The organism is Streptomyces sp. NPDC051662 (assembly GCF_040681655.1).
Lineage (GTDB): Bacteria > Actinomycetota > Actinomycetes > Streptomycetales > Streptomycetaceae > Streptomyces.
This window is the reverse complement of sequence record NZ_JBFAZD010000024.1, coordinates 29,244-45,862: the sequence shown is the minus strand read 5'-3', so window position 1 is coordinate 45,862 and position 16,619 is coordinate 29,244. Positions and strand designations below refer to the sequence as shown.

The 16,619-nt window shown below is 70.2% G+C and carries 15 protein-coding genes and 1 riboswitch; of the genes, 10 read left to right on the top strand and 5 right to left on the bottom strand.

Going from position 1 to position 16,619, the window contains the following annotated elements:
- Positions 1-91 precede the first annotated feature (91 nt).
- Positions 92-1,615, bottom strand: a complete 1,524-nt coding sequence (locus AB0M67_RS31455; RefSeq protein ID WP_365750949.1) for a hypothetical protein — start codon at positions 1,613-1,615, stop codon at positions 92-94.
- A 98-nt stretch (positions 1,616-1,713) separates the two neighbouring features.
- Here AB0M67_RS31455 and AB0M67_RS31450 point away from each other — a divergent pair, with 98 nt between their 5' ends.
- Positions 1,714-3,081 (top strand): FAD-linked oxidase C-terminal domain-containing protein, encoded by a 1,368-nt coding sequence (locus tag AB0M67_RS31450; protein ID WP_365750948.1) that lies wholly within the window; start codon positions 1,714-1,716, stop codon positions 3,079-3,081.
- Between the two features lie 52 nt (positions 3,082-3,133).
- Here AB0M67_RS31450 and AB0M67_RS31445 read toward each other — a convergent pair whose 3' ends face one another.
- Positions 3,134-3,610, bottom strand: coding sequence for an SsgA family sporulation/cell division regulator (locus AB0M67_RS31445; RefSeq protein ID WP_365750947.1), 477 nt, complete (start codon positions 3,608-3,610; stop codon positions 3,134-3,136).
- Between the two features lie 312 nt (positions 3,611-3,922).
- Here AB0M67_RS31445 and AB0M67_RS31440 point away from each other — a divergent pair, with 312 nt between their 5' ends.
- Both AB0M67_RS31440 and AB0M67_RS31435 read left to right on the top strand, forming a co-directional pair.
- The gene (locus AB0M67_RS31440; protein ID WP_365750946.1) at positions 3,923-5,461 is read left to right on the top strand and encodes an RDD family protein; all 1,539 of its coding nucleotides are present in this window, start codon (positions 3,923-3,925) and stop codon (positions 5,459-5,461) included.
- A 104-nt stretch (positions 5,462-5,565) separates the two neighbouring features.
- Complete coding sequence (locus tag AB0M67_RS31435; protein WP_365750945.1) at positions 5,566-6,291, top strand: RDD family protein; 726 nt, start codon at positions 5,566-5,568, stop codon at positions 6,289-6,291.
- On the opposite strand, the gene AB0M67_RS31430 is transcribed toward AB0M67_RS31435, so the two are convergent.
- The gene (locus AB0M67_RS31430) at positions 6,277-6,567 is read right to left on the bottom strand and encodes a hypothetical protein (RefSeq protein ID WP_365750944.1); all 291 of its coding nucleotides are present in this window, start codon (positions 6,565-6,567) and stop codon (positions 6,277-6,279) included. The two genes, AB0M67_RS31435 and AB0M67_RS31430, sit on opposite strands and share 15 nt — an antisense overlap.
- Before the next feature lie 416 nt (positions 6,568-6,983).
- On the opposite strand from AB0M67_RS31430, the gene AB0M67_RS31425 reads away from it, so the two are divergent.
- Together AB0M67_RS31425 and AB0M67_RS31420 are read left to right on the top strand one after the other, a co-directional pair.
- Positions 6,984-9,398: an immune inhibitor A domain-containing protein gene (locus AB0M67_RS31425; RefSeq protein ID WP_365750943.1), complete on the top strand. Its 2,415-nt coding sequence runs from the start codon at positions 6,984-6,986 to the stop codon at positions 9,396-9,398.
- A 124-nt stretch (positions 9,399-9,522) separates the two neighbouring features.
- Positions 9,523-9,843: a hypothetical protein gene (locus AB0M67_RS31420; protein WP_365750942.1), complete on the top strand. Its 321-nt coding sequence runs from the start codon at positions 9,523-9,525 to the stop codon at positions 9,841-9,843.
- A gap of 39 nt (positions 9,844-9,882) precedes the next feature.
- On the opposite strand, the gene AB0M67_RS31415 is transcribed toward AB0M67_RS31420, so the two are convergent.
- Positions 9,883-10,485: an isochorismatase family protein gene (locus AB0M67_RS31415; protein ID WP_365750941.1), complete on the bottom strand. Its 603-nt coding sequence runs from the start codon at positions 10,483-10,485 to the stop codon at positions 9,883-9,885.
- A 215-nt stretch (positions 10,486-10,700) separates the two neighbouring features.
- Complete coding sequence (locus AB0M67_RS31410) at positions 10,701-11,954, bottom strand: nicotinate phosphoribosyltransferase (RefSeq protein ID WP_365751010.1); 1,254 nt, start codon at positions 11,952-11,954, stop codon at positions 10,701-10,703.
- A gap of 266 nt (positions 11,955-12,220) precedes the next feature.
- Between AB0M67_RS31410 and clpS the strand changes: the two genes are divergently transcribed.
- The 5 genes from clpS (at position 12,221) to AB0M67_RS31385 (ending at position 16,612) form a co-directional block, all read left to right on the top strand.
- Positions 12,221-12,526: an ATP-dependent Clp protease adapter ClpS gene (gene clpS / locus AB0M67_RS31405; protein WP_030355090.1), complete on the top strand. Its 306-nt coding sequence runs from the start codon at positions 12,221-12,223 to the stop codon at positions 12,524-12,526.
- Positions 12,526-13,104, top strand: coding sequence for a DUF2017 domain-containing protein (locus AB0M67_RS31400; protein ID WP_365750940.1), 579 nt, complete (start codon positions 12,526-12,528; stop codon positions 13,102-13,104). The genes clpS and AB0M67_RS31400 overlap by 1 nt, the downstream gene beginning before the upstream one ends.
- Before the next feature lie 334 nt (positions 13,105-13,438).
- Entirely contained in the window at positions 13,439-14,905 is a 1,467-nt protein-coding gene (locus AB0M67_RS31395) for an amino acid permease (RefSeq protein WP_365750939.1), read from the top strand.
- Positions 14,906-14,999: 94 nt separating this feature from the next.
- A complete protein-coding gene (locus AB0M67_RS31390; protein ID WP_365750938.1) occupies positions 15,000-15,413 on the top strand; it encodes a M67 family metallopeptidase in 414 nt (137 codons plus the stop codon).
- 5 nt (positions 15,414-15,418) lie between these two features.
- Positions 15,419-15,565: riboswitch (cobalamin riboswitch) on the top strand.
- A 48-nt stretch (positions 15,566-15,613) separates the two neighbouring features.
- Positions 15,614-16,612: an ABC transporter substrate-binding protein gene (locus AB0M67_RS31385; protein WP_365751009.1), complete on the top strand. Its 999-nt coding sequence runs from the start codon at positions 15,614-15,616 to the stop codon at positions 16,610-16,612.
- Positions 16,613-16,619 lie beyond the last annotated feature (7 nt).

The following is a 16,619-nucleotide window of genomic DNA, read 5'->3' as shown; positions in this document are numbered from 1 at the left end:
ACGGAGCACGCGACCGGAACGCGCGACGCGTGCCGGGGCCGACGGCAGGCCCCGGCACGCGTCGCACCCTTCACGGTGCCGGAAGGGTTTCCTAAACCTGCGGCGGGGGCGACGGCACCCTCCGCTCCAGCGTGGGCCTCTCCGGCCCCGAGCCGTAGAAGTCCTTCGGCCCGCCCTCCTCCGGCTCACCGAGCGCCTCCAGCGCCTCCCGGGCCCTCGGTGCCAGCAGCGGCGAGAAGTGCGGATCGGTCCGCAGGGCCTCCTCGATACGGCGGCGGGCCGGACCGTACATCTCCAGCGACCGCTCGATCTCCCCGCGGTGGTACGAGAACAGCGCGCTCCGCCGCCCCGGCTCGGTCGCCTTCGTCGCGTACACCAGCGCCTCGCGCGGCCGGCCCGCCCGGTACAGGGCCCAGCCCAGCGCGTCCGCGACCTCCATGCTCCGGTGCGACCGCGCCCACTCCGCGCGCAGCCGTGAGACCGCCGCCCGGGGATCGCCGTGGTCGGCCTCGAAGCGGCCGAGGACGAGTTCCTCGTTCACTCCGTTCCCCCGTGCACGCTCGGCCCGTTCCCGCAGCGTCTCGTACTGTGTCTGCGCATCCCCGTCCAGCCCCAGCGAGTCGTACAACTCGCCCAGTTCCAGGGCGTATTCGGGCCGGGGCAGTTTGGCGAGCGCCGACTGGTACTCGCGTGTCGCCTCCTCCGTCCTGCCCAGCGAGGCCAGCGCCCTGGCCCGTCCGGCCAGTGACTGGGCCCGGCCGCGCGCCGCCGCCAGCGCCGCCTCGTGATGGCCCAGGGCCTCGGTCGGCTCACCCCGCTCCCAGGCCAGCTCGCCCAGCGTGTCCAGCGCCTTCGCGCGCTCCGCGGGTGATCCGGCGCGGGCCACCGCCTCGGTGGCCTTGGAGAGCGCGTCCTCGCGCCGGCCGCGGTCGCGGTACACCTCGGCGGCGCGGATCAGCACGGGCGCGCCCGTGTGCAGTTCGCGCAGCTTCTCCAGCGCCCTGCCCGCCTCCTTGTAGTCGCCCAGACCGGTGTACGCGTCGATGAGCACCGGATACGACGTCCATGCCGCGGGCCGCTGGGACCGTACGGACTCGCCCCACCGCTTGGCCGCGACGAAGTCATGGCGCGCGTTGGCCAGCGAGGCGAGCCCCACCTGCGCCTCCGGATTGCCCGTCAGGCTCCCCTTGCCCGGCTTGGCGTCCTCCGCGCCCCCGCCGGACCCCTTGTCCTTCCCCGGCGCCTCGCCGGGGGCGCCCGGCCGCACCGCCAGCGAACGCTGGAGCGCCCGGTCGGCCTTCGGGTAGTACGCCGGATCCGCCGCCGCGACCCCGCGCTCCACATAGGCCGAGCCGAGCACCGCCCATGCCTGTCCGTCCTCGGGGTGTGTCCGCAGCCAGCTCTCGCGCTCGCGGATGAGCGCGGTCAGATCCGACAGCGCGGCCGGCGCCCCCGCGCCCACCGCGGCCATCGCCCGCGCCTCGGGGCCCAGCTTGGCCGCCCCTTCGTCGTCGGGGACGAACAGCAGCACGCCCCCGACGAGCACCGCCCCCACGCCGGCGGCCAGCGCCGCCCTTCTGACCTGTCTGACCTGCTCCGTTTTCATGGCGTTCATGGCGATTACTGTGCGTCAATATGAAGAGCACACCCGTGCTTGCCGTTGTGGATCGCAGACGGGTTCACACCGATGGCCCCGGATGCGAGTCTGGGATCATGGACGATCTCCTCGCACAGCTGCGGGCCGGGCTCCCCGCCGAAGCCCTGATCACCGACCCCGACGTCACGGTCTCCTACGCCAACGACATGGCCAGCTTCTGCGAGGCGGGCACCCCCGCCGTGGTGGTGCTGCCGCGTACGGTCGAGCACGTCCAGCATGTGATGCGCACGGCGACCGCGCTGCGCGTCCCCGTCGTCCCACAGGGGGCCCGTACGGGGCTGTCCGGCGCCGCGAACGCCTCGGACGGGTGCATCGTCCTCTCCCTGACGAAGATGGACCGGATCCTGGAGATCAACCCCGTCGACCGGATCGCCGTCGTCGAACCGGGTGTCATCAACGCGACGCTCTCCCGTGCCGTCGGTGAGCAGGGCCTCTACTACCCGCCGGACCCGTCCAGCTGGGAGATGTGCACCATCGGCGGGAACATCGGCACCGCGTCCGGCGGGCTGTGCTGCGTCAAGTACGGCGTCACCGCGGAGTATGTCCTCGGCCTGGAGGTCGTCCTCGCCGACGGCCGGCTCCTCAGCACCGGCCGCCGCACCGCCAAGGGCGTCGCCGGCTACGACCTGACCCGGCTCTTCGTCGGCTCGGAGGGCAGTCTCGGCATCGTCGTCAAGGCCGTGCTCGCGCTCCGGCCGCAGCCGCCCCAGCAGCTCGTCCTGGCCGCCGAGTTCGCCTCCGCCGCCGCCGCGTGCGACGCCGTGTGCCGGATCATGGAGCGCGGTCACACGCCGTCACTCCTCGAACTCATGGACCGTACGACCATCCGCGCCGTCAACGCGATGGCCAACATGGGCCTCCCCGACACCACCGAGGCGCTGCTGCTCGCGGCCTTCGACACCCCCGACCCCGCGGCCGATCTGGCCGCCGTCGGCGAGCTGTGCACCGCGGCAGGCGCCACCGAAGTGGTCCCCGCCGAGGACGCCGTCGAGTCGGAACTGCTGCTCCAGGCCCGCCGGCTGTCGCTCACCGCGCTGGAGACCATCAAGTCGGCCACCATGATTGACGACGTGTGCGTGCCCCGCTCGCGTCTCGCCGAGATGCTCGACGGCACGGCGGCCATCGCCGGGAAGTACGACCTGACCATCGGTGTCTGCGCGCACGCGGGCGACGGCAACACCCACCCCGTCGTCTGCTTCGACCAGGCCGACCCGGACGAGTCACGGCGGGCCCGGGAATCCTTCGACGAGATCATGGCGCTCGGTCTCGAACTCGGCGGCACGATCACCGGCGAACACGGTGTCGGTACGCTCAAGAAGGAGTGGCTGTCGCGCGAACTGGGTCCGGTGGGACTGGAGTTGCAGCGGGGCATCAAGCGGACCTTCGACCCGCTGGGCCTGCTCAACCCGGGAAAACTCTTCTGAGGCCGCCGCACGCGTGACGGCCCCCGCGCACCGGTGGTCCGGGCGACACCTTCTACGCCTCGTCGTCCACGGACTCGTCCGAGGGCCAGGGGGCCCGCAGCCACAGCTCGTCGGCCGGCGCCGGAGTCAGCAGCGCGGCCAGCCCGTCGTCGAGGCCGAGCTGCTCGGACTCCGTACCCGGTGGCACGATCCGCAGCGTCCGCTCCAGCCACGCGGACACCGCCGCACAGGGCGCCTCAAGCAGCGCGTCGCCGTCGGGCGAGGAAAGGGCGACACAGAGGACGGTGCGCCCGTCGACCTTCGTCGGCCAGATCCGCACATCGCCGTGCCCGCAGGGCCTGAACACCCCTTCCACCAGCAGTTCGCGGGCGAAGGTCCAGTTCACGGGGTTGTCCGAGCCGATGTGGAAGGTGATGTGCACGGCGTACGGATCGTCCGTGCGATAGACCAGCCGGGCCGGGACAGGGATGCTGCGCTCGGGCGACAGCACCAGATTCAGTTCCAGTTCGCGTTCCACCACGGTGTGCATGAGCGGCACTTCCTTTCCTGGCGAGCGGCCCGACGCGGGGGCCGTACCAGTGGAGAGGCGCTACCCCGCCGACTATGACGCGACTTCGGCGATGAATTTCCGGGACTTCCGACTCGTGCGGGGCGGGCACATGCGTACGGTGTTCCGTACGCCCTGACGAACGAATCCCACCCCGGGACCTCACGCTTCGCATCGGCGTCCACGGTCCGCCGCGGGAACGCGGTCGTTTCCGCCGGTCTCCTTCCTCAGGGCCTCGTGTTCTTCGTTACTGTCCTCCTTGGACAATGGTGTGAGTGAACGGAGTTGGGGTCAGTGGCTACTCCTCCTGGTGACGGCGGGAACGTACCCCGGGAAGGGTTTTATCCGGACCCGTCCATCCCTGGATATGTCCGGTACTGGAACGGCGCCGCCTGGGTGCCCGGCACGAGCCGGCCCGCGCCGCGGGACGGTGAGGCGACGCCCGGTACCTCCCCGGCGGCCCCGGCCGGCTCCGTGCCGCCCGCCGCCGTCGAGGAGACCGGGCCGGTCTTCTTCGACGAGGACCCTCCCGAGGGACCCCGCGAGGAGCCCCGTCAGGAACCGGCGTCCGCGTGGCAGGCCGACGCCTCGCGGCAGACCGGCTTCGGCGGTGAGCGCGACGCCCGGGTGTCCTGGGGAGCGGCCCGGCCGGATCCGCGCGTTCCGGGCCCGGCGCCCGAGCCCGCCCGTGAACTGCCCGCGCCCACGCCCGGAGATCCGACCGGCGGCGCCCTGCCCGGGGTACGCGCGCTGGGTCCCGGCCCCGGCTCCGGGCCGGGGTCCGATTTCGGCCCAGGCACAGGCCCAGGCACAGGTCCGGGCCCGGGCTCCGGTGACGGTCCGCCGCCCACCGACGGTACGGTCGCGATCCGCGCCATGCGACGCGGCGTCAGGCCCGGCTCAGGAGAGGGCGCGGGCACCGGCTCCGGTACCGGCGGCGCCGAAGGCTCGGCCGATCCGCGCAGGGCACCGGCGTCTCACGACGGCGGACAGCAGTCCGTCGACAGCACCATGGCGATCCGCGCCCTGCGCGCCGCGCGCCGCGCGAAGGACGAGGACGCCCCGGCGGGCGCTACGGCGCGGTCCGAGGGCACCACGACCCCCGGCGTGCCGGCCCAGGGCGCCGACGGCACGGGCCGGGCGGCGGAGCGGCCCCGGCTTCCCGGACCGCAGCACTCCCCGCCGGCGGGCGGTCAGGGCGCGCCGGTCAGCCCCGGCGCCGGGGGCGGCGCCGCGTCCTGGGCCCAGCAGGCGCACCCACTCACGCGGCCCGACCAGCCGGAACAGCCCGTCGTGCCGTGGAAGCCGCCGGTCAACGACCCGTTCCTGCAAGCCGCGCAGGCCCAGGCGAACGCCAGGCCCGCGGCCCTCGGCAAGCGCTTCGCGGCCCGGCTGATCGACACCGCGGTGCTGGGCGCCATCGTCGGCGCCATCGCCTATCCGCTCGTGTCCAAGGCCCTCGCCCATATCGACGACAAGATCGCGGTGGCCGAGCGGACCGGTGAGACCGTCACCGTCTGGCTGCTCGACGGCACGACGGGGGTGTATCTGGGCGCCGCGCTCGTCGCGTTGCTGGTCGTCGGGGCGCTGTACGAGGCGCTGCCGACCGCCAAATGGGGCCGCACGCTGGGCAAGAGGCTGTGCGGCCTCGATGTGCGGGACATCGAGTCCCACGAGCCTCCGGCGTTCGGCGCCGCGCTGCGCCGCTGGCTCGTCTACGGCGTGCTGGGAGTGTTCGTCGTGGGTGTCGTCAATGTGCTCTGGTGTCTGATCGACCGGCCCTGGCGGCAGTGCTGGCACGACAAGGCGGCCCACACTTTCGTGTCAGGCTGAGCGAAGGCCGGTGACCTGACACTCCTCCTGTCACCGGCCGGGGCGTTCCTCCGAACGGCGGGCAAGCCGTTGCGGGCCCTTGCCCGGCGCGATGCACTGCCCGTATGAGCCATGATCAGCCGCCGCCCGGCGAGCCCCCCGAGGAAGACCCTTTCCTCAAGAAGCCGCAGGGGCCCCCGCCCGGGGAGCCTCCGCCCGAGGGGCCTCCGCCGTCGCAGGGCCCGCCGCAGGGGGCACCGTACGACTCCCCGTACGGTGCCCCCTACGGCGGCGCCGGCGGGCAGCCGCCCCCGGGCTCGCCGTACGACTCGAACGCCTATGGCGGGGGACCGTACGGCGGCACGGATCCGCTCGCCGGGATGCCGCCGCTCGCGCCGTTCGGCACGCGGTTCCTGGCCCGGGTCATCGACGCCCTGATCATCTTCATCCCGCTGGGGATCGTGTCGCTGTTCGTCGGAGGCTGGAACACCGCCAACAACACCGGCGCGTGGGACGAGGTCACCAATCAGGTGAATACCGGCACGCAGTGGATCTGGTCGGTCGTCTCGATCGTGCTGTACGTCGGCTACGACACCCTGATGAACCGGAAGTACGGACAGACCCTCGGCAAGCGCTGGCTGAAGCTGCGCGTCGCGATGCTGAACGACGGCGCGGTCCCCGATACCGGCTCCGCGCTGCTGCGCGCGGTGGTGCTCTGGGTGCCGGCGCTGCTGTGCTGCCTCTGTATCTGGTGGGCCATCATCATCGTGTCGATCGTGACCAGCAGGCCCTACCGGCAGGGCCTGCACGACAAGGCCGCCAGGACGGTCGTGGTGTCAGCGGCGCAGTGAGGGCTGGCCCACCCGGGCCCCGGCGTGCGGTCCTGGCCGCTGAGCGCTCGTCGCCGGGGGTGTGGCGGGCCGCGGGGCGGGGGCCGTACGCGCCGTCGCGGCACGGCCGTTGACCGGGACGGTCACGGCGACCAGCAGCCCCAGGCTGAGAGCGGCGATCCCGATCACCGCGATGCCCAGACCGGCGGTGGTGCCGGAGAGCAGCAGCATGACGAGGGTGGAACAGACGACGGTGGCGGTGCCATAGGCGAGCTGTGCGGCAGTCGGACGCGGCATGGCGGAATCCGTCCCTCGGGGCGTCGTATTCGGGGGTGTTGGGGGTTTTGCGCATATCTCGCACGTACGCCGCAGGGCGGGTCGCACTGCCAAGCGACTCTACGACGGTGGATGCCCGAGCGGAGCGAGTAGTAAGCGTGACCTCACCCACGGTGCCGATGCACGGGGGGCGCATCGAGTCACGCCCCCCGCCAAGAGGCCGGATCGGTGCGCCGGTTGTCCGAAATCCTCCTACTCAGGGGCCATGTCCGGATAGCGGAACCGGAAGGCCGCATAGTGCAGTTGGCCAGTTCAAGTCAAGGTCTGTCTTTTCTTCTTCAACTCCGGTCCAATGTCGTCACTTATGACGCGCATACGCGCGCGGATCCCTCACCCCCGGTCCGCGGATCGCGTGCGCCGGGGAGGAACAGCATCAAGTGATCAGAAATCGACGGGCGAGAAGACTGTCCGCGGTGGTCGTGGCGCTGGCCGCGACCGCGGCGACGGCTTCAGCTTTCACCACGGCACAGGCCCAGAGCAACCCCACGTCCGGCTCCGCGGACGTCGAGCGCCGTGACCCGGCGCCCCAGAAGGGCCAGGTCGAACACGACTTGGACGGCCCGTTCAGCAAGCAGCAGGAGCGGCAGCGCGACGCGGCGCTCCAGCAGGTCATCGCCGGTGACGCCACCGTACAGAAGCGCGGCGGCTCCCAGGTGGTCAAGCTCGGCGACAAGAAGTACGTCGAGCTGGGCCGGGAGAAGACCGACAAGATCTTCACCATCCTCGTGGAGTTCGGCGACAAGGTCGACGACACCACGATGTACGACCCGGACGGTGCCGACGGACCGCTGCCGCCCGTCAAGAAGTACGGCGGCGAGCCTGGCCCCCAGCACAACGAGATAGCCGAGCCCGACCGCAAGGTCGACAACTCCACCGCCTGGCAGGCCGATTACAACCAGGCGCACTTCCAGGACCTCTACTTCGGTGAGGGCAAGGACGCGAGCGGCAAGCAGAAGGAATCGCTCAAGACCTACTACGAGAAGACCTCTTCCGGCCGTTATTCGGTCGAGGGCGAGGTCTCCGACTGGGTCAAGGTCGACTACAACGAGGCCCGTTACGGCTCGAACTACTGCGGCAGCAGCAACTGCGCCAACGTCTGGGACGCGGTGCGCGACGGCGTCACCGCCTGGACCGCTGACCAGAAGGCGCAGGGCAAGACGGACGCCGAGATCAAGGCGGACCTCGCCCAGTACGACCAGTGGGACCGTTACGACTTCGACAACGACGGCGACTTCAACGAGCCCGACGGCTACATCGATCACTTCCAGATCGTGCACGCGGGCGAGGACGAGTCGGCCGGCGGCGGCGCCGAGGGCGAGAACGCCCTGTGGGCGCACCGCTGGTACGCGTACGGCACCAACGCGGGCAGCACGGGTCCGGCCGACAACAAGGCCGGCGGCACGCAGATCGGCGACACCGGCATCTGGGTCGGCGACTACACCATGCAGCCGGAGAACGGCGGTCTCGGTGTCTTCGCCCATGAGTACGGCCACGACCTGGGCCTGCCCGACCTGTACGACACCGCGGGCGGCGACAACTCCACCGCCTTCTGGTCCCTGATGTCGTCGGGTTCCTGGCTGGGCACCGGCAAGGACGCGATAGGCGACCTGCCGGGCGACATGACCGCCTGGGACAAGCTCCAGCTCGGCTGGCTCGACTACGCCAAGGCCAAGGCCGCGACGAACTCCACCCACAAGCTGGGCGTCTCGGCGTACAACACCAAGAACCCGCAGGCGCTCGTCGTCGAGCTGCCCAAGAAGTCCACGACCACCAGCGTGGTGAAGCCCACCGAGGGCACCAAGCAGTGGTGGAGCGACATGGGTGACGACCTCAAGAACACCCTCACCCGTTCGGTCGATCTGACCGGCAAGTCCGCGGCGTCGCTTGAGCTCCAGGGCTGGTGGGACATCGAGGCCGACTACGACTACCTCTACGCCGAGGTGTCGACGGACGGCGGCGCCAACTACACGCCGGTCGACGGCACGGCCGACGGCAAGTCGATTCCCCGCGACGCCGCCGACAAGCCGGCGCTGACCGGTGTCTCGGGCGCGTACAAGAAGCTCGTCTACTCGCTGGACGCCTACGCGGGCAAGAAGGTCGACCTCCGCTTCCGCTACCAGACGGACGGCGGCGCGGGCGGCAAGGGCTTCACCGCGGACGAGATCAACCTGATCGCCGACGGCGCGCCGGTGTTCACGGACAACGCCGAGGGCGACGACGCGGGCTGGACCGCGAAGGGCTTCTCGCGCATCGGTGAGTCCTTCACGCAGGACTACGACCAGTACTACATCGCCGAGAACCGTCAGTACGTCTCGTACGACAAGACCCTCAAGGTCGGCCCGTACAACTTCGGCTTCACCGCGCCGCTCGACGGCAAGGTCGAGCACTTCCCGTACCAGCCCGGTCTGCTGATCTGGCAGTGGGACACCTCGCAGAAGGACAACAACACCAGCCAGCACCCGGGCCAGGGTCTGATCCTGCCGATCGACGCCCACGCCAAGCCGCTGAAGTGGGCGGACGGCACGCTGATGCGCAACAGGATCCAGGCGTACGACTCGGCGTTCAGCTGGTGGCCGACGCCCGGTCTGTCGCTGCACAAGGCGGACAAGCTGACGCGGATCGCGCCCCAGCTCGGTGTCCCGGTCTTCGACGACCGCAAGGGCACCTACTGGAACCAGGAGAACAAGGGCGGAAGCGTCCGGGTAACTGACACGAACACCAGGATCAGCATCGTCAGCCAGCCCCTGGACGGGCAGACGATGACCGTCAAGGTTGGTCCCTCGGGTAAGTAACCCCAAGTAACCGCAGGTCAAGTGTGTGATCGGCCGTCGCCCTCTAGCGGGCGGCGGCCGATCGTGTTTAGGTGCGTCCTACGATCTCTTATTGACACGATGTCTCACGGGGGAGATGAAGGACATGGCAGGCGGAGGCTTCAGCAAGCTCCCGAACGGCACGGTGGTGGTGGCACTGACCCTGCCCAGCCCGGCGGCCGAGGGCGACACGGTGCGCGTTCTGGTGCACGCCGCGAACCGGGCCCGCGCCCTGACCAGGCTGCGGAACCTGGGGCTGCGGGCGGTCTATCTGCGGGGCAACGCGGAGCCCCCGACACCGGACGAGATCACCGCGGTGCTGCACCATCCGGACGGACTGCTGTGGCGGACCACACCGGAGTGCCTGGAGCAGCTCTGGCAGCCGATACGAGCGCTGCTGCGGCCTCCGGCGCGGGCGGGGTACTGACGGGCGCCTCGGGCGGGCGTGGACGGTCGGCCGCCCGCCTCAGGCGGCGTGCACGACCGGCCGCCCGGTCAGCTCGGCGCCCGCCGCCCGCAGCTCCTCCATGGCCCGCTCCGTGGTCTCCGGCTTCACGCCCGCGGTCAGATCGAGCAGTACGCGCGTGACGAAGCCGTCACGGACCGCGTCCAGCGCCGTGGCGCGTACGCAGTGGTCCATGGCGATACCGACCACATCGACCTCGGTGACCGCACGCGCCCGCAGCCAGTCCGCCAGCGGGACGCCGTTCTCGTCGGCGCCCTCGAAGCCGCTGTACGCCGCCGTGTACGCGCCCTTGTCGAAGACCGCGTCGATGGCGCCGGAGGCGACGGCCGGGGCGAAATTCGGGTGGAAACCCACGCCCTCCGTGCCCGCCACGCAGTGCACCGGCCAGGTGTGGACGAAGTCCGGGACGGCCGGGGGCTTCGCGAAGTGATCACCGGGGTCGATGTGGTGATCACGGGTGGCGACCACATACCGGTATCCGGCGGTCGCACGGCCGATCAGATCGGTGACGGCGGCGGCCACCTCGGAGCCCCCGGCCACCGGGACGCTGCCGCCCTCACAGAAGTCGTTCTGCACGTCTACGACGATCAATGCGCGGTGCATGGCGGTCATCCTTCGATGGGGAGCGGGTGGTGCCGGGAGCGGATGGTGCCCGGGGCGGTGACGGGGACTGTTCGGGGACGTTTTCGAGCCTAGAGACTCCGTCCCCGTCGCGGGAGGGGGTGGCCCTGTCCGGGCGTGTCCGCGGAGTCCCGTCGTCCCACGGCTACCACCGCCTCATCCGCCTCGCACGTACGCGTTCCGCCACCTGCCCGGTCTCACACGTACTCGGTCGGGATCACCGGCTCGCCGCGCGACAGCTGGATCGCCGACATCGGCAGCCCCGCGCGCGCCGCGATATGCCGGTCGCGCACGGTGTCCAGCGGCTCGCGCGCGACGATCTCGCCGCCCTTGACCAGCTCCACCAGCAGCTGCCGGTCCAGCAGCTCCGGCGGTACGGGGCCCGTGCCGACCACCTCGGCCTCGGCGTATCCCTCGGCGTCCCGCCGGCGCGCGGCCCACTTGCGGCCACCGATGGAGGTCTTGCCGCCCAGTGACTTCTTCGCCACGGGATGCAGCGGGGCCTTCGGGTCGGCCGAGGTCGCACGCGCGACGATCTTGTACACCATGGAGCAGGTCGGATGCCCGCTGCCGGTGACCAGTTGGGTGCCGACGCCGTACGCGTCCACCGGTGCCGCCGCCAGCGAGGCGATCGCGTACTCGTCCAGGTCGGAGGTCACCACGATCTTGGTGTTCACCGCGCCCAGCTCGTCCAGCTGCTGCCGTACCCGGTGCGCGACCAGCAGGAGATCGCCGGAGTCGATCCGTACGGCGCCCAGCTCGGGGCCCGCGATCTCCACGGCTGTCCGTACGGCCTCGGCCACGTCGAACGTGTCGATGAGCAGCGTCGTCCCCCGGCCGAGCGAGTCGATCTGCGCCCGGAAGGCGTCCCGTTCGCTGTCGTGCAACAGGGTGAACGCGTGCGCGCTGGTGCCCACCGTCGGAATGCCGTAGCGGAACCCGGCCGCCAGGTCCGAGGTGGTGTCGAAACCCCCGACGTACGCGGCGCGCGACGCGGCGACCGCGGCCAGCTCGTGCGTACGGCGCGCGCCCATCTCGATCAGCCCGCGCCCGCTCGCCGCCGCCGCCATCCGGGAGGCCGCCGCGGCGATCGCCGAGTCATGGTTGAGGATCGACAGGATCACGGTCTCCAGCAGCACGCACTCGGCGAAGGAGCCCTCGACCCGCAGGATCGGCGAGCCCGGGAAGTACACCTCGCCCTCCGGGTAGCCCCAGATGTCCCCGCTGAAGCGGTACGAGGCCAGCCACTCAAGCGTCGCCGCGTCCACGATCCCCTGCTCCCGGAGGAAGCCCAGGACATCCGCGTCGAACCGGAAGTTCTCCACGGCGTCCAGGACGCGTCCTGTACCGGCCACGACCCCGTACCTGCGCCCCGCGGGCAGCCGCCGGGTGAAGACCTCGAAGACCGAGCGCCGGTCGGCCGTGCCCGCCTGGAGCGCCGCCCGGAGCATCGTCAGCTCGTACTGATCAGTGAAGAGCGCGGTCGACGGCACGCCCACCCGTCGCCCGCCGCCACCCTTGTCCGGATGCGCTTCGCGCGCTTCTCCCTCCGGCAAACCCAGATCCGCAGTGTTCATACGACGATGCTACCCAATACTCGTCACCTTGACGATTTCTCGTCGCCGTTTGTGCGACACGCCGCGACGGGTGGCAGCATGGTTCATGTGAGGCTGTGAATTCCGGCACGCCCCCGCAGAGAAGAAGGTCGTCCCGAACCGTGAGTGTTGCCCCGACTGAGATCGAACGCCCCGAATCGGCCGAGGAGACTTTCGCCGTCCCCGAACCCGATGTGCCCTGGGTGACGATCGTGCACAACGACCCGGTCAACCTGATGAGTTATGTGGCGTATGTCTTCCAGACCTATTTCGGCTATCCGAAGGACAAGGCGCACAAGCTGATGCTGGACGTCCACCACAAGGGTCGCGCGATCGTCTCCAGCGGCAGCCGCGAGGAGATGGAACGCGACGTACAGGCGATGCACGGATTCGGGCTGTGGGCCACCCTCTCGCAGGACCGCGCCTGATGGCCGGGCAGTTCGAGGCGATCCCCGGCGGTGGCGCCGCCGTCGCGCTCGACGAGGTGGAGATCTCGATCCTGCGCTCGCTCGCCGTGCAGTTGCTGGAGCTGATAGGGCCGGGCGACGAGCCGGCCCAGGGTGAGGACCCGCTCGCCTCGCTCTTCAGTGAGGGCCCGAGCGAGCCGCCCGCCGACCCGGCGCTGGCCCGGCTCTTCCCGGACGCGTACGGCGATGACGACGACGAACTGCGGGAGTTCTCCTCGGAGTTCAGACGGTTCACGGAGAACGACCTGCGCGGCCGCAAGCGGGAGGACGGCATGGCGCTGGTCCGCACGCTGGACGCGCTCGCCGTGGAGGAGGGGGGCGCCGCCGTACTCAAGCTGACCCCCGACGACTGCCGGCACTGGCTCGGCGCGCTCAACGATCTGCGGCTGACCATCGGCACGCGCCTGGAGGTCTCCGACGAGGACGAGGGCGGCGAGCTGTACCGGCTGCCCGACTCCGATCCGCGCAAGCCGATGGTGATGGCGTACCTCTGGCTCGGCGCGCTCCAGGAGTCGCTCGTCGAGACCCTCATGCCCTGACTCCCGCGTGTCATATGCCCGTTCCCGACAGGCCCCCTTCCGTACGCTCAGGTGACGCTCAATTCGCCATAACGATCCCGTCACCGCTCCGGCGACCTTTGCGGTTCGCGGTGCGATTTGTTCGCTTCTCCCTGTGGCCTGTGCCACAGCGCGCTCCGCTGATCGCCCGGTCCGCCGTGATAGATCTGCACGACCCCCCGGGGACGCCACCCCTGTCCCCGGGGGTGCTTCGGCCGGCCGACCGCCGGCGGCACTCCATCCATATCCGGGGGGATCGGGAACTGGTCCGCGGCCGAGTGCGGCGCGGATCTGCATGGAGAAAGGGCGCACGACCATGACCTCTGCGCAGGTCGACAAGGAGTACGGCGGCGACGGGACCGCCGGAGGACCGACCGGTGGCAGCACCCCGGAGGAGGGCTACGAGCGCGGGCTCGGCAGCCGTCAGGTCCAGATGATCGCCATCGGCGGCGCCATCGGCGTCGGGCTCTTCATGGGCGCCGGAGCGAATATCGCCAAGGCCGGACCCAGCATCATCCTCATGTACGCCCTCGCCGGCGTCGTGATCTTCTTCATCATGCGGGCGCTCGGCGAGCTGCTCCTCTACCGGCCGGTGTCCGGCTCCTTCGCGGAGTACGCCAGAGAGTTCCTCGGTCCGTTCTTCGGCTTCGCCACCGGCTGGACGTACTGGCTGATGTGGGTCGTCACCGGGATGGCGGAACTGACCGCCGCGGCCATCTACATCCACTTCTGGTTCCCGCAGATCCCCCAGTGGGTCAGCGCCCTGGTCTTCCTGGTGGTGCTCTTCGGCGTCAATCTGATCTCGGTGAAGATCTTCGGCGAGGTCGAGTTCTGGTTCTCGATGATCAAGGTCACCGCGATCATCGGAATGATCGTCATCGGTCTCGGTGTGCTCACCCTCGGCTTCTCCGACGCCGGTGACACCGCCACCGCCTCCAACCTCTGGGCCCACGACGGGATCTTCCCCAACGGCATCGGCTCCAGCCTGATGACCCTCCAGGGCGTGATGTTCGCCTACCTCGCCGTCGAACTGGTCGGCGTCACCGCGGGTGAGTCCGAGAACCCGGAGAAGACCCTTCCCAAGGCGATCAACACGCTGCCCTGGCGCATCATCGTCTTCTACGTGGGCGCGCTGACCGTCATCCTCGCGGTCGTCAAGTGGACCGAGTTCTCGGCGGGCGCCAGCCCCTTCGTCCACGCCTTCGAGAAGATGGGCATCCCGCTCGCGGCCGGCATCGTCAACTTCGTGGTGCTGACCGCCGCGCTCTCCTCCTGCAACTCGGGCATGTACTCCACCGGCCGGATGCTGCGCGACCTCGCCGCCAACAGCGAGGCGCCGAAGCTCTTCGGCAGGCTCAACTCCCGCAGGACCCCGGCGTTCGGCATCACCGTCTCCGTCGCCCTCATGGGCATCGGCGTGGTCCTCAACTACATCGTCCCGGAGAAGGCCTTCGGCTATGTGACCTCCGTGGCCACCGCCGCCGGTGTCTGGACCTGGATGATGATCCTGATCAGCCATATCCGCTATCGCCGCGGGGTACGGGCGGGCCTGCTGCCCGCCTCGTCCTTCCCCGCCCCGGGCGGTTCGGTGTTCAGCTGGGTCGCGGTGGGCTTCCTGGCCCTCGTCACCTGTCTGATCGCGTATGACGAGGACGCGCGGGTCTCCCTCTACGTGGGGGCGGTCTGGGCGGTCGGCCTCCTCGTCGGCTGGCAGTTCCTCAAGCGCCGCGCCCAGCGCGCCGTGGCGGGCGACCCCACCCGGGAGTACGCCTCCGCGGAATAGCCCCGCCGGGCCCCGCCGAGACCGTGACGGCCCCTGGAACCGGGAAACTCCCTCCCGGATCCGGGGGCCGTACTCGTCCCTTTATATTTTCTCCATGCTCACCATCACCCAGGCACTGCACGACAAGATCGTCGAGCACGCGCGCGCCGACCATCCCGACGAGGCGTGCGGCGTGGTCGCGGGCCCCGCCGGGACCGGCCGGGCCGAGCGGTTCATCCCCATGCTCAACGCCGCGCGCTCGCCCACCTTCTACGAGTTCGACTCGGCGGATCTGCTCAAGCTCTACCGGGAGATGGACGACCGCGACGAAGAGCCGGTGATCATCTACCACTCGCACACCGCGACCGAGGCGTATCCGTCCCGTACGGACATCACCTACGCCAACGAACCGGGCGCCCACTACGTCCTCGTCTCCACCGCCGACCACGACGACGCGGGCCCCTTCCAGTTCCGCTCGTACCGCATTGTGGAGGGCGAGGTCACGGAAGAGGACGTCGAGATCGTCTGAGGCGCCGGTCGCGGCGCTCAGCCGGTCTGACAAACTGAGCGCCGAACCGAGGCGGTGGGGATCAGGAAGCCGGTGTGAATCCGGCGCGGTCCCGCCACTGTGACCAAGCCCAGCTTGGCAGCCAGGAACTGACCTGCCGCCCTTCTCCCACCAGCCAGGGGACGCGGAAATCCCCCGGAGGAGGCCCTGCCGTGTCTGTGCTGTCCCGGCGCCGCCGTGCGCTCACGTCCGCCGTCATATCCGCCGTACTGCTCCCGCTCACCGCCTGCGGCGGCTCCACCACCACGGACGCGAAGGACGGCGCGCGGACCGCGACCACCGCGCCCGGCTTCCCGTACACCGTCACCAACTGCGGGGTGAGAACCACCTATCAGGCGCCGCCGAAGCGGGTCGTCACCATGAACCAGCACGTCACCGAAGTGATGCTGGCGCTCGGCCTGGAGAAGTCCCTCGTCGGCACCGCCTGGCTGGACGACCGGATCCTCCCCGCCTACGAGAAGGCGTACAGGAGCGTCCCGGTGCTCGCCAAGGAGTACCCCTCCAAGGAGCGGCTGCTCGCCGCCAACCCCGACTTCGTGTACGGCGGTTACGCGAGCGCCTTCGCCGCCAAGGACGGCCGTGGCCGCGACGACCTCAAGGCCGCCGGCATCGACACCCGGCTCAATCTGGAGAACTGCCCGAAGGACAGGACCTCGCTCGACGACGTCTACCAGGAGGTCCGGGAGACCGGCCGCACCTTCGGCGTCGCCGACCGCGCCGAGAAGTGGATCGCCGACGCCCGCACCACCGTCACGGACACCGCCGCCCTGCTCAAGGGCGTCGAACCGCTCTCCGTCTTCGTCTACGACAGCGGCGACAAGACCGCCTTCACCGCCGGCGGCAAGGGCATCGGCAACGAACTGATCACCCGCGCCGGCGGCCGCAACGTCTTCGCCGACCTCGACAAGTCCTTCGGCGACGCCACCTGGGAACAGGTCGTCGCCCGCAAGCCCGATGTCATCGTCATCTACGACTACGGCTCCACCACCGTCGCCCAGAAGAAGCAGCGGCTGCTGGAGGACCCCGTGCTCAAGGACGTACCGGCCATCAGGAACAAGCGGTTCGCCGTCATGCCGCTCTCGGACGTCGTCCTCGGCGTCCGCGCGCCCGACGCCATCGAACGGCTCGCCGCCCAGCTCCACCCCGAGTCCGTCAAGTAAGCCGGCC